We start from the raw sequence: 12,974 nt of genomic DNA on the forward strand, positions 1-12,974 counted from the left end.
CCTGCCCCGGGGACCGGGACAGGGGGCGGACGGCATACGGGGTCAGACGCGGGCCCCGTTGTCGAGCGGGTCGCGCCGGGGTTCGCGGGCGCGCCGGGAGGACTTCCCCGGTGTGGGCGGGGGTGCGTTGGTGGTGCGTTCCAGGACGAGCGCGCCCGGTACGGCGGTGAACACCGAGGACCAGGTGCCCACGCAGATGCCGATGAGCAGGGCGAGGGCGAAGTCGGCCAGCGAGTCGCCGCCCAGCACCGCGAGGGCGGCCAGGATGAACAGGGCGCCCATCCCGGTGTTCACCGTACGGGGAACGGTCTGGAGGACCGCCCGGCGGGAGATCGCGACCAGGGGTGTCTTCCGGTTCCTGCCCCACAGCTCCCGAACCCGGTCGAAGACCACCACCGAGTCGTTGACCGAGTAGCCGATGACGGTGAGCAGGGCGGCCAGGAAGATACCGTCCACGGGCCGTCCCAGCCAGGCGAAGGCCCCCACCACGAGGATCACGTCGTGCACCATCGCGGCCACCGATCCCACGGCGAACGTCCAGCGGAACCGGACCGCCAGATAGGCGAGCTGCACGAGCACGGCGACGCCGAGGGCGATCAGCGCGTTGCGCCGCAGCTCGTCACCGAGGCTCGGGCCGATCAGCTCGTCCCGTACCTTCGTCGTCTCACCGCCCTCGGTGGCCAGGGCTTCCCGCAGGGTGTGTTCCTCGTCGTTGTCGAGCTGTCCGGTGCGTACGGAGATGTCTCCGTCGCCCGCGGTGGTGACCTCGGCGTCACCGAATCCGGCGTCGGCGAGCGTGGAGCGGGCGGTCTCGACGTCCACCGGACGGCTGGTGGAGTACTCCACGAGCCGGCCCCCGGTGAACTCGACGCCCAGGTCGACCCCGCGCACCACGATCCCGGCGACGGCGACGGCGACCAGGGCCGCGGAGACGACGAGCCAGCGGACCGGCTTCCGGAAGAGCTGCGGGTCCTTGCGGATCAGCCAGGTCCGTACGGCGCCGGGGCGCGCGATGCCGTTGACGCCCCGGTAGTCGCTGACGAACCGGGAGCCGGCCGCGACATCGGTGAGCGCGCGGGCGATGACCAGTGCGGAGAACATCGAGGCGATGACGCCGATGGCCAGGGTGATACCGAAGCCCTTGACCGGGCCCGAGCCCAGGAAGAACAGCAGCCCGGCCGCGATCAGCGTGGTGATGTTCGAGTCGGCCACGGCGCTGAACGCCTTCTGGTACCCGGTGGTCAGTGCCGAGCGCAGGGAGCGGGTCGGGTGGTCCTGACACTCCTCTCTGGCCCGTTCGAAGACCAGGACGTTCGCGTCGACCGCCATCCCGATGGCCAGGACGAATCCGGCGAGTCCAGGGAGCGTGAGGGTGACGCCGAGACCGACGAGCGCGGCGTAGGAGATCACGCCGTACGCGGCGAGGGCCACGGCGGCCAGCGCGCCGAAGAAGCGGTAGACGAAGATGATGAAGAGCGCGGTGGCGGCGGCGCCGATCAGCGCCGCCTGCGCGCTGGCGTCGATGGCCGCGGCGCCGAGCGTCGGGCCGACGGTCCGCTGTTCGACGATCTCGACGGGTACGGGCAGGGCCCCGCCCTTGATGAGGAGGGCCAGGTCACGGGCCTCCTTCGCGCTGAAGGAGCCGGTGATCTGGGTGCCCCCGGAGGGCAGTCCGGCATTGCAGCCGACCGAGGGGTCGACCTGGGGTGAGGAGATGACCTTCTCGTCCAGGACGATGGCGACGCGGCGGCGCTCGTCCTGGGCGGGGAAGCAGGCGGCCTCGCCCGTCAGCTTGTTCCAGTCCTTCCCGGCGTCCTTGTGGAAGTCGAGGGAGACGGTCCAGCCGGCCGCCTGCTGGGGGTCGAAGGACGCGGTGGCGTCCTTGACGCCCGCTCCGGAGAGCCGGGCGGGGCCGAGGTCGAGCTGCGTGCCCTGTTCGTCGGGGACGATCAGCCGGTCGCTCCCGGACTCGGGTTCCGTTCCGGGAGGCACGGCCCCCTGGACGGCGTGGAAGCTGAGCTGGGCGGTGCGGCCGATGACGGCGGCGGCCTGGCGCGGGTCCTGGACGTCGGGCAGTTCGACGATGATCCGGTCCTCGCCGGAGCGGGTGAGGACGGGCTCGGCGACACCGAGGGAGTCGATGCGCTGGCGCAGGACCTCCAGGGTGCGGTCGGTGGTCTCCCGGTTCGCCTCGACGGTGGCGGAGTCCTTGGCCTGGAGCACCAGGCGGGTGCCGCCCTGGAGATCGAGGCCGAGTCTGGGTGACATGGTCAGCGTGATGAAGACGGAGACGAGCAGCACGGCCGCAGCCAGAACCGCTCGCACCGTGGTGGCGCGAGTCATGGGAATCCTCCGGTGGGGCGTCGGCCGCCCTCACCTCAGCGAGGACGCGACGCCTGATCGGCAGAGCAGGGCCAATGGCCGGTCGAGGGACCGGTGCTCGTGCCCGGAGGACCACGCACGCCGGGCAGGGCGCCCCGGCGCCCGGAGGGGGTACCCGAGGAGGTCGCGGTGACGCGCTCGGCATGGCCGCGCGGCACGATCAAACCGGACGGGCAGGCCGGCAGGCCGTCGTAGGACGGCGGGGGCGCGTGGCCGGTCAGGTGGGCGCGGCTGATGCCGGCCCGGGGGGCATGGGTGGCCGGGTCGGTGGCCGACGACCGCTCGTGGAGGTTCGGGGCGTACGGCCGGGCGGGGCCGGTCCGCACGGGGGGCCGGTCGGGGCCTCGCTGGTGGTCGCGGGCGTTGCGGCCGCCGGTTCCGGGGCCTGCGGCGGACGGGGCTGCCCGGGTGCGCCGCAGGTCGTGGTGGGGGCCTCCGGACTGGGGGGTGCGGTCGGTCTTCGGGGAGGGCGCCGGGGCATCCGGCGTGTGCGCCACGGTGGACGCGAGGCTGTTGAGGGCGCCGACGGGGAGCGCGGCGCCGGCGGCGGGGGCGGCGCCGACCAGGGTGAGGACGACGAGCACCAGCGCGGCCGGCACGCCGCGTGTCCGTTGCGCCGGGCCCGGCCGCACCGGGAGCGCCTTCCCCCGGGGCGGCCCCGGGTGCGGGGTCACCTCGGTCGGCCGGGCAGGACGGCGGGCGTCACCCCGTGGCGGAGCACGGAGCTGAGTATCTGGCCGGCACCCCGGACGACGGTGGTCGACGGGTCCTCCGCCAGCCGCACGGGCGTGCCGAGGCACCGGGCGAGGCGGTCGGTGACGTCGGGGCGCAGCGCACCGCCGCCGGCGAGCACGGGGCCCTTGCGCAGGGCGCCGCGGATCGCGCCGTGCCGGTCCTGCCGCCACATGGACTTCACCATGTCGAGGACCGTACCGACAAGGGCTGCGGGCAGTGTCGCCGGGTCCAGGTCGCTGATCCCGGTCTCGGCCTGCCGGGCATCGGCGATCCGGCCGCCGACGAGGAGCGTGACCTCGGTCAGCTCGGCGCCCATGTCGACGACGAGCAGCGGACCGGCGTCGCGCGGACCGGCGTACGCGGCGGCGGCCCGCGCGCTGCTGAGGACGAGGACGCGCGTCGGTCCCAGCCCGGCGAGCAGCTCCCGCGCGGCGTTGCGGTGGCCGGCCCCGGCGAGGACGGGGTGGCTGAGGACGATCACGCTGTCCGTGCGGTCGGGTCCCAGGGCCGCGTCGGCGAGGCGGCCGAGCAGCCGCCCGCAGGACTCGGGGTCGACGATGCGCCCGCGCCGTACGGGCCGCTCGGCGCCCCCGAGGAGGGCGCTACCGAGGAGTAGGTCGGTGACCAGGCCGTGGCCGGGCACCCAGGCCCGGGTACGGGAGCTGCCGAGGTCCAGGGCGAGCCCCCGGGCGGCCACGGTCCTGCCGCCGAGCCGACGGTGTCCGTGGCGCACCCGGAGCGTCCCGGGCTCACGCCCGGTCCCGGGCCCCCCGGCGCCGCTTCCGTCACGAAGCGGTCCGGGACCCTCGCCGAACGGGCGGGGTCCCTCGCCGTACGGCCCGCGCCCATCGCGGGACCAGCCGGTCCCGCGCATGGCCAGGGGGTCATGGGTCGGGGGGTCACGGTCTTCGCCTCCGGGCGGACCCGGCAGGGGCTGGGGCACGGCACGACCGCGTCGCTGTCCGTCGTACGGAGAACGCATCGCCCCTCACCCCCGGTCGGCCGTCCGTAGCCGTCCACGCACCCATCGGCCCGCTGATAGCGAGGCATGACCAAGCCCTCACTATGCAATACCGGGTGAGGGAAAGCCACTTCCTCCCCGTTTCAAAGGCACCCCAGCTGTACCAAACCCGGCGGCCTCCACGGCCTCCCCGGCCCTCGTGACCTCGTCGCCCTTCGTGGCTGCCGCGTCGGCCTGCCCCCGTGGCCCGTGGCCCTCCCCGCTGTCCCGGCGGAGCCGTCGGCCCGGGGCGGGCAGGACGGCCCGGCCCACGACGGCGGAGCGCCTCCCCCGCACGGCGCGGAACCGTAAGCTCCGGCAGTCTTTTGGAGAGCGCTCTCCCATCTACGCACCCTCAAATTCCGCCGTACAGCCGGTGATTGCCGCGCTTGCGCATTCTCTTGACATGCACAGTCAGCGCTCATACGTTCCCCAAGAGAGCGCTCTCTCGCGTAGTCCCCGTAGTCAGGAACTCCCCCCACTTTCGAACAGGAGTGCCGTGCTCTTCCGAAACCGACGCAGTTCAGAACACCGCCGCCAGAGGTCCACCCAGTCCTGGCGCTACCGCATCGCCGGGCTCGCCGCCGCGGCCCTCGCCCTCTCCCTCGTCCAGGCCAACGTCGGCAACGCCGCGTCCGACCGCGCCGCCGCCGAGGTCACCCCCAAAGCCGCCGCCGATGTGGTGCGGGTCTCCGAGTTCCTGGCGGAGTGCCCCTACAGCCACCGGGCCCCCGACGACCCGATCATCTTCCCGGGTCTGCCGGGCGCCTCCCACATGCACAGCTTCTTCGGCAACGACACCACCAACGGGCACTCGAACCTGGAGTCTCTGGAGAAGGGCCGCTCGACCTGCTCGCCCGACACCGACCTCTCCTCGTACTGGGTGCCCACCCTGTACGACGGCGACCGGGAGGTGGAGCCCACCGGCACCACCTTCTACTACCTGGGCGAAGGGGTCCGGGACGACGTCATCCGGCAGATCCAGCCCTTCCCCCGGGGGCTGCGGATCGTGGCGGGCAACGCCGTCGCCACCAGTCCCTCGGAGAACACCCTCGCCCGCTGGTCGTGTCTGCACGCCGGTGAGGTGAACCCCTCGCAGGACTTCGTGAACTGCCCGCCCGGCACGATGCTGGAGTCCTACCTGGACTTCCCGCAGTGCTGGAACGGTACGGATCTCGACTCGGCCGACCACAAGAGCCACATGTCCTACCCCGTGGCCGGCGAGTGCCCGTCGACCCACCCGGTGGCCGTGCCCAAGCTCCGTCAGGTGCTGCGCTATCCGGTCAACGGCGACCCGTCCCGTTTCCGTCTGGCGTCGGGCCCCGGCTACACGATGCACGGCGACTTCTTCAACGTATGGCCGGAGGAGGAGCTGGCGCAGCGCGTCCGTGACTGCATCAACGCCATCGTGAAGTGCGGCGCCGACGGCACTCCCTGATCGGCTCGCACCCACCCGTCCACCGGTGTCCGCCCCGGGGCCCAGGCTCCGGGGCGGCGCCCTCCGCCCGGTCCAGGACACCTCATGAGCCACCCCGCCCACCCCACCCGATCCACACCCCCCGCCCCGCGCCTCCCCCTCGTGGCACTGGCCCTGCTGGCCCTGCTGGGCCTGACCGCGTCGGCCGGCTGCTCCCCGGCGGCGGAGCCCGCGCCCGCCGCCGCCTCCGCGACGCACACGGCCGCGGCCCCGTCCGCCTCCGCCTCGGCCACCGACACCCCCACCGACGCCGCCTGGGTCCAGTTGATGACCCCGATGAACGAGAAGGCGGTGGCCCTGCTCACGCTCGCCGCCGACCGGGCCACCGAGCCCCGGCTGCGGGCCTTCGCCACCCGGCTGCACAGCGAGCAGGAAGCCGAACTCGGCCGCCTGCGGCCCCTGCTGGCCGAAATGGGGCTGCCCGACACCGATGTGCACGCGGGTCACGCCATGCCCGGCATGGTGACGGAACAGGACCTCGAAGCGGCCCGCGCCGCCGAAGGGGCCGCGTTCGACCGGCTTTTCCTGACCCGGATCCGCGACCACCTGAGCCACTCCGCCAAGGTGTCGCGCTCCGAGATCACCGCGGGCGCCCGAGCCGACGCCAAGCGGCTGGCCGCCGCCCTCGTCACGGCGCGCGAGGCAGCGCTCACCGAGTTGGAAGGGCTCCCGGGGGCGGCACAGGCCCTCGGCTGACCGGCGCCCTGGGCTGCGGGTATAAAGGCTGCATGACAGCCGAAGTGGAGCCGCCCGTACGCCCGACCTTGGAGGACGTGGCGGCCGTGGCCGGTGTCTCACGGGCCACCGTGTCCCGGGTGATCAACGGGGCCACCACGGTGGATCCCGCCCTGCGCACCGTGGTCGAGGAGGCGGTGGCGACCACCGGGTACGTGCCCAACCGGGCGGCGCGCTCGCTGGTGACCCGGCGCACCGACTCGGTGGCCCTGGTGATCTCGGAGCGCGAACGGCGGCCGGTCTCCGAGCCGTTCGCCGGGCGGATGTTCTCCGACCCCTACTTCGGCCGGGTCGTCAGCGGGCTCCTCGAGGTGCTGCGTCCGGCGGGCATCCAGATGGTGCTGATGCTGGCGGACGACGAGACGTCCCGGACCCAGCTGCTCTCCTACCTGCGCCACGGCCACGTCGACGGCGTCGTCCTGGTCACCTCGCACGCGGACGACCCGCTGCCCGGCCTCCTCCAGGAGACCCGGCTGCCCGCCGTTCTCGCGGGACGCCCCCCGCGGCCGTCGTCGCTGGCCTATGTGGAGGTCGACCAGCAGGCCGGGGCGCGGCTCGCGGCCGACCATCTGGCCGCGCTGGGGCGGCGCCGTATCGGGACCATCTCCGGTCCGCAGGACAGGCCCGCGGGGCAGGTCCGTCTCGCGGGTTTCCTGGAGGCCCTCGCCACGCACGGGATCGAGGACGTGGCCTGCGCGGAGGGGGACTTCACCCATCTGGGCGGCGCGGCGGCGATGCGCCGGCTGCTGGAGGAACAGCCGGGTCTGGACGGGGTGTTCATCGCCTCGGACCTGATGGCGCTGGGCGCGCTCCCGGTGCTCCAGCGGGCCGGGCGCGACGTACCGTCCGATGTGGCCGTGGTCGGTTTCGACGACAGCAGCGCGGCGGCCGCCTGCGATCCGCCGTTGACGACGGTGCGGCAGCCGGTGGAGGAGATGGCGGCGGAGATGGCCCGGCTGCTGCTGAAGCAGATCGGCGGGCCGGGAGGCCCCTCGCCCTCCGTGGTCTTCCCGCCGACGCTGGTGCGGCGGCAGTCGGCCTGAGCGGAGGAAGGCCGCTCAGTCGCCCGGCGACTGAGGCAGCGGGATCTCCCTGAGCACCGGAGGCCTCCGCGCGGACGGCCCCTGACCGTGAGGCGGCACGTCGGCATTCGCCTCCTGGCCGTGAACAGGCCCATCGGCGGCCCGCTCCTGCCCGTGGGCCGTGTCCGCCGCCGGCCCCCGACCGTCGATCGCCTCCTCCCCCGGGAACGGCTCGTCCACCCGGGCCGCCCCCGCGAAGCCCTCCACCCGCACCGGCACCTGGGGGCCGGAGCACTCCAGCAGCCAGCGGGTCAGCACCCGGTGCACCGCCTCCGCGCCCACCAGCCCGCCGCCCGGCGGTGCCGGGGCGCCCTCGGCACGTTCGGCGGCCACCGTGTCGAGCGGGTCGCTCATCCCGCGCGGCCAGAGCAGGAACGGCCGGGACTGCTCGCCGCCGAGTCCGCCGTGCGAGCCGATCTGCTCCTCGAAGGCGTGCACGGTGCCGGTGGCGGGGTCGTACATGGAGTTGACCATGACGTCGGCGACGTGCGGGAAGGTGTCGGTGCGCCGTACGGCGGCCGCCGCGCCGGTGCCGAAGACCGCGAGCGGGCCCTCGCCGTCGGCCAGTTCGGCCACCGGCACCTCGGTGCCGCCCGGCCCGAGCACCACGGAGCCGTGTTCCTCACTGCGTACGAGGAGGAAGCCGATCCCCGGGTGGTTGGCGAGCGTCGAGAGCAGCGCCGGGTGGCGGCGGTCGATCTGCTCGCGGGAGGCGCGCCCCTCGATGTCGGGGAAGGAGAGCAGGCCGAGGTTGCCGGAGGCCAGCACGATCGGGTCGGAGCGCTTCGCCGGGTGCTCCGCCTCCGGCTCCTCCTCCTCGGGCGGGCGGTGCAGGGCGATCCGTACGGCGTCGCGCGCCTCGGAGGCGCTGTGCGTGCCGCGGGCCCGGCGCCGCACCGGCAGTCCGCAGCCCGCCCGGACCAGGTCCTTGAGCGTCAGCCCGTACTTCGCGGCGAAGGTCTCGCCGGGGCTCTGGCCGTGGTCGGAGAGGAGCACGATCCGGTACGTACGCGGGGTGTGGTCGGCGATCTTGGCGATCAGGGCGAGCGAGCGGTCGAGGCGCTGGAGGACCTTCTCGGCGTCGCGGCTGTGCGGTCCGGAGTGGTGGGCGACCTCGTCGTAGGCGACCAGGTCGGCGTAGACGGCGGTGCGTCCGGCGAACATGTCGCCGAGGACGGCGGCGACGACCACGTCGCGCTCCACGACGGTGGCGAAGGCCCGGATGAAGGGGTAGAGGCCGCCGCGCTTGACCCGCGGGGTGTCCTTGCGGACGCGGGCCCGGGTCGACTGGCCGATCTCGCGGCCGACCTCGGCGGCGAAGGAGAGGGCGGTGCGCACGGCGTTGGCCGGGTCGGAGAAGTAGGCGAAGTACCCGGAGCGGGAGCGCCGGCCCTTGCCGCGCCGGGCGGCCATGGACAGGACCAGGGCGAGCTGGCCCGCGCCGCCGCTGAAGAGGTTGCCGCGGCTGGCGCCGTCGATGGTGAGCAGGCCGCCGTCCCGGGTGCGGGCGATGGCGCGGCGCTGCATCTCCAGGGCGCTGGCGGGCCGGCTGGAGACCATGACGGTGCCGGTCTCCTTCTCGTACCAGCGGAAGGCGGGGACGTCGTGGTTGGAGCCGTGCAGGATGGCGAGCTGGCTGGCTCCGGTCTGGCTGGACCAGTCGGTGCGCCAGGGGGTGAGGCGGTGTCCGGAGGAGTCGGCGAGCCAGCCGGCGACGGTCGGCATGAGCCCGTCGGCCGCCGCCTTCACCAGGACGTCGTGGCCGACGCCGTCGAGCTGGAGGAAGACGGTGCCGGGCGGTCCGTCGCGGTCGGGCTCCGGAGTGTCCGGGGAGCCGCGTCTGCGGCGTCGGTCGGCGAGGCGGGAGAGCCTGCGGCGGTAGGCCTCGTCGTCGCGGACGGCGAGCGCGGTGGAGGTGGCGGAGGCGACGGCGGACATCACGGCGGCGACGACGACCGCGGTCTCCGGGGCGGCGACCCCGCGCCCGTCCGGGATGAGGCGCAGCGCTATCAGCAGCAGCGAACCGTTGAGGAAGAAGACCAGCGCGCCGAGGACGAGCGCGGGGACGATGAGCAGGGCCCGCACCAGGACCGGCCACACCAGCGCGGAGAGCAGGCCGAAGGCGCCCGCGCCCCAGGCGGCCGTGAACGCGGTCCGGGTGATGGTGTCGCCGTCGTCCAGCTGGAGCTGGAAGTCGGGCAGGATGCCGGCGAGCACGAGCATGGTGAGGGTGGACACCGCCCAGACGGCGACGACCCGCATCAGCGCGCCGCCCGCCGTGCGCCATCTCGCCGTGTGCCACCCCGGCGTACGCCGTCTCCGCTCGTCCACGCCGGTCCACCTCACACCTTCTCCACCGCAGGCACGCGTCACGAGCCCGCTCCCCAGCCTTTCACAGCGTCGGCCCCGGTCAGCGCCCGTCGTGGGGAGCACCGGGGGCGCTTAGGCTCGTACCGGCAGCGCTCCCGTACACGGGTCGGCGTGGGCCGCTCCGGGGCAGGGCGTCGCGGGGGCCGAGCGAGGAGGCGGGACGTGCCGGTGGAGGTCACCTGGTGGGGTCATGCCACCTGCACGATCGAGGACTCCGGGGTCCGCGTGTTGACCGACCCCCTGTTCGTACGGCGCTTCGCGCATCTGCGCCGGCGGCGGGGTGAGGTGCCGCCGCCGCAGGCGGCGCTCGCCGAGGTGGTGCTGGTCTCGCATCTGCACTCCGACCATCTGCATCTGCCGTCGCTGTCCCGGCTGGCCCCCGGCACCCGGCTGGTCGTGCCGAGCGGCGCGGTCGCGGCCGTGCCGGGGCTGCGTGCGCTGCGCCGGAGGCGGGAGCTTCTCATCACCGAGGTGCGGGCGGGCGACGAGGTACGGGTCGGCGAGGTGCGGGTCCGGGCCGTTCCGGCGCTCCACGACGGGCGGCGGCTGCCGGTCGGCCCGCGCCGGGTGCCCGCGCTCGGTTACGTGGTCGAGGGCGAGGCCCGTACGTACTTCGCCGGGGACACCGGGCTCTACGACGAGATGGCGGACGCGGTGGGCGCGGTCGATGTGGCGCTGCTGCCGGTGGGCGGCTGGGGCCCCTACCTCGGCCAGGGCCATCTGGACCCGTCCCGCGCCGCCGAGGTGCTGACCCTGCTGGAGCCGCGCTCGGCGGTGCCGGTGCACTACGGCACGTACTGGCCGATCGGTCTGGACGGGGTGCGGCCGTACGAGTTCCACGGGCCGGGTGACGAGTTCGTCCGGCAGGCGGGCATGCGGGCGCCCGAGGTGGCGGTGCATGTGCTGTCCCACGGCGAGCGCGTGCGGCCGGAGGCCGGCCGGTGATCCAGGAGTTCCAGTCGGTGGTGCGGGAGCTGCCCACCGAGTCGACCCAGCAGGCCGTGGGCTACCCGACGCTGTTCCTCCTGGTGGCGCTGGGGTCGCTGGTGCCGGTGATTCCGACGGGGGCGCTGGTCAGTTCGGCGGCGGTGGTGGCGCTCCACCAGTCGTCACCGTTCTCGCTGCTCTTCGTCTTCGCGGTGGCCTCGGCGGCGGCGTTCCTGGGCGATGTCTGCCTGTACTGGCTGGGGCAGCGCGGGGTGCGTTCGAAGAACGGTTCGAAGTGGCTGGAGACGCTCACCCGCCGGGCCGCGCCGGAGCGGCTCGCGCAGGCGCGGGAGAAGCTGGACGAGCACGGCGGGGCGGTGCTGGTCCTCTCCCGGCTGGTGCCGGCCGGGCGGATCCCCGTGATGCTGGCCTGCCTGCTGGGGAAGATGCCGCTGAAGACGTTCGCCCGGGGCGATGTGCCGGCGTGTCTGGCGTGGGCGGCGACGTACCAGCTGATCGGGATCCTGGGCGGTTCGCTCTTCCCGGAGCCGTGGCAGGGCGTGGTGGCGGCGGTGGCGCTGACCGTGGTGATCAGCGGGGCTCCGGCGGTGTGGCGGAAGCTGCGCGCGCGGTTCAGCCACGGGGCGGGTGACACGGCGGGCTGAGGGGGGGCGGTGGCGAGTGGTGGCCGGCGGTGGCGGGGTGGTGGTCGGCTGAGGGGGGCGGTGGTCGGCGGTGTGGTCGGCCCGCGAGCCGGGCGAAGGCCGCCCCACCTCAGCTCACCTCAGTTCGCCGAAGGCCGCCGCGAACGTGCTCAGCGCCCGCTCCACATGCGGCAGCTCCAGCGGCTCCGTCGCCGTCAGGGACTCCCGCTGCTCCTCGGGCGTCGCCCCCAGCAGCGGCCCGGTGCCCAGCCGTACGCGCAGCGCTCCCAGCTCGTCCCCGAAGCGGTGGCCGCCCGGGGTGGGGGCGCCGAGCCGGCCGGTGAGGTACTCCTCCAGCTCCATGGAGTCCGTGACGCCGAGGTCCGCCAGCCGGGAGCGGAGCGGGCCGAGGTCCGCGTAGAGGTGGCGCCCCGCCTGCGGGGGCCGGGCCAGCGCACCGGCGGTGAGGACCGTGCGGTGGGCGGCGGCGGCCACGTGGGCCTGGAGCCCCGCCGCCTGCCGGATCCTCTCCCGTACGGCCTCCGGCTCGCCGAGGGCGTGGGCCGCGGCGGGCGCCAGCGGACCGGCGACCAGGGCGCCCAGCGCGGTCAGGATGTCCAGCGTGCGGGCCCGGCGTACGGCTGCCCGCGCGGTGTCCGGGAAGCGGGCGACGGCGACCGGCCAGGCGACGGGGGTGAGCGCGCCGGAGAGGTCGCTGATGACGGTGACGTCGTCGGGGCACATCTCGGCGGGGCTGAGCAGGACGGTGTCGCGGGGCCGGTGCACGGTGTCGCGCCAGGTCTCGTCGCTGATGATGTGCATGCCCTCACCGACCGCCGCCTCGCAGGCCTCCCGCACCAGCTCCGGCGGGGCGACGGTGGCGGTGGGGTCGTCGGCGACCGAGAGCACCAGCAGTTTCGGCCGGCCGCCCTCGGCCCGTACCCGGCGCACGGTCTCCAGCAGGGCGTACGGGTCGGGCACGCCGCCGCACTCCGCCGGCGTGGGCACCTGGTAGGCGGGCCTGCCCAGCAGCCGGGCCTGCGGCATCCAGGTGGCCGGGCAGGGGCGGGGCATGAGGACGTCGCCGCCGTGTGCGGCGATCAGGGCGAGGAGGAGCGGCTGGTCGCCGGGGGCGGCCACGATGTTCTCCGGCCCGCCGCGCAGCCCGCGCCGGGCCCAGTAGGCACAGGCCGCCTCACGCAGGGTGCGGCCGCCGCCGGGCGGTTCGGGGCGGGTGCGTTCCGCCGCGGCGGCCAGGACGGCGGCCAGTTCGGGGAGGACCGGGAGGCCGGGGTCGGGGGCGGGCGGCCCGTAGCGGACGGGCCCGTGGTCCTCGTGCATTCCGGCCTCCCGCGCTGCCACCGTCGCCGTCATCGTCCCGTTTTCGCCCGGGATGCTGTCACGTTCCGCAAAGGCCCGGGGGCGCCGTCCGGTTCCGCATCGGCCCGGGGGCGCCGTCCGGTTCCGTTTCGGTTCGGGGGTGCCGTCCGGTTCCGCTTCGGTCCCGGGGCGCCGTCCGGTTCCGCTTCGGTCCCGGGGCGCCGTCCGGTTCCGCTTCGGCCCCGGGGCGCCGTCCGGTTCCGCTTCGGCCCCGGGGCGCCGTCCGGTTCCGCTTCGGCCCC

At 74.6% G+C, this 12,974-nt stretch carries 10 protein-coding genes; 5 read left to right on the forward strand and 5 right to left on the reverse strand.

What is annotated here, in order from left to right; all coding sequences use genetic code 11:
• Positions 1 to 42 precede the first annotated feature (42 nt).
• From secD to AB0917_RS30485, 3 genes are all read right to left on the reverse strand, one after another.
• Positions 43 to 2,343: a protein translocase subunit SecD gene (gene secD / locus AB0917_RS30475; RefSeq protein WP_366822909.1), complete on the reverse strand. Its 2,301-nt coding sequence runs from the start codon at positions 2,341 to 2,343 to the stop codon at positions 43 to 45.
• Positions 2,344 to 2,378: 35 nt separating this feature from the next.
• The gene (locus AB0917_RS30480) at positions 2,379 to 2,981 is read right to left on the reverse strand and encodes a hypothetical protein (protein ID WP_366822910.1); all 603 of its coding nucleotides are present in this window, start codon (positions 2,979 to 2,981) and stop codon (positions 2,379 to 2,381) included.
• Positions 2,982 to 3,052: 71 nt separating this feature from the next.
• Positions 3,053 to 3,760, reverse strand: a complete 708-nt coding sequence (locus AB0917_RS30485; RefSeq protein WP_366822917.1) for a rod shape-determining protein — start codon at positions 3,758 to 3,760, stop codon at positions 3,053 to 3,055.
• Between the two features lie 856 nt (positions 3,761 to 4,616).
• Between AB0917_RS30485 and AB0917_RS30490 the strand changes: the two genes are divergently transcribed.
• From AB0917_RS30490 to AB0917_RS30500, 3 genes are all read left to right on the forward strand, one after another.
• Complete coding sequence (locus AB0917_RS30490) at positions 4,617 to 5,555, forward strand: DUF1996 domain-containing protein (RefSeq protein ID WP_366822911.1); 939 nt, start codon at positions 4,617 to 4,619, stop codon at positions 5,553 to 5,555.
• Positions 5,556 to 5,639: 84 nt separating this feature from the next.
• The gene (locus tag AB0917_RS30495; RefSeq protein ID WP_366822912.1) at positions 5,640 to 6,290 is read left to right on the forward strand and encodes a DUF305 domain-containing protein; all 651 of its coding nucleotides are present in this window, start codon (positions 5,640 to 5,642) and stop codon (positions 6,288 to 6,290) included.
• Positions 6,291 to 6,322: 32 nt separating this feature from the next.
• Positions 6,323 to 7,372: a LacI family DNA-binding transcriptional regulator gene (locus tag AB0917_RS30500; RefSeq protein ID WP_366822913.1), complete on the forward strand. Its 1,050-nt coding sequence runs from the start codon at positions 6,323 to 6,325 to the stop codon at positions 7,370 to 7,372.
• 15 nt (positions 7,373 to 7,387) lie between these two features.
• Here AB0917_RS30500 and AB0917_RS30505 read toward each other — a convergent pair whose 3' ends face one another.
• Complete coding sequence (locus tag AB0917_RS30505; RefSeq protein ID WP_366822918.1) at positions 7,388 to 9,673, reverse strand: alkaline phosphatase family protein; 2,286 nt, start codon at positions 9,671 to 9,673, stop codon at positions 7,388 to 7,390.
• 270 nt (positions 9,674 to 9,943) lie between these two features.
• On the opposite strand from AB0917_RS30505, the gene AB0917_RS30510 reads away from it, so the two are divergent.
• Both AB0917_RS30510 and AB0917_RS30515 read left to right on the forward strand, forming a co-directional pair.
• Positions 9,944 to 10,726 carry an MBL fold metallo-hydrolase gene (locus tag AB0917_RS30510; protein WP_366822914.1) on the forward strand — a complete coding sequence of 261 codons (783 nt, stop codon included), beginning with the start codon at positions 9,944 to 9,946 and terminating at the stop codon, positions 10,724 to 10,726.
• Positions 10,723 to 11,373, forward strand: a complete 651-nt coding sequence (locus tag AB0917_RS30515) for a VTT domain-containing protein (protein ID WP_366822915.1) — start codon at positions 10,723 to 10,725, stop codon at positions 11,371 to 11,373. Before AB0917_RS30510 ends, AB0917_RS30515 begins: the two co-directional genes overlap by 4 nt.
• 114 nt (positions 11,374 to 11,487) lie before the next feature.
• Here AB0917_RS30515 and AB0917_RS30520 read toward each other — a convergent pair whose 3' ends face one another.
• Positions 11,488 to 12,693: an aminotransferase class I/II-fold pyridoxal phosphate-dependent enzyme gene (locus AB0917_RS30520; RefSeq protein WP_366822916.1), complete on the reverse strand. Its 1,206-nt coding sequence runs from the start codon at positions 12,691 to 12,693 to the stop codon at positions 11,488 to 11,490.
• Positions 12,694 to 12,974: the final 281 nt, after the last annotated feature.

The organism is Streptomyces sp. NPDC007346 (genome assembly GCF_040703535.1).
Lineage (GTDB): Bacteria > Actinomycetota > Actinomycetes > Streptomycetales > Streptomycetaceae > Streptomyces.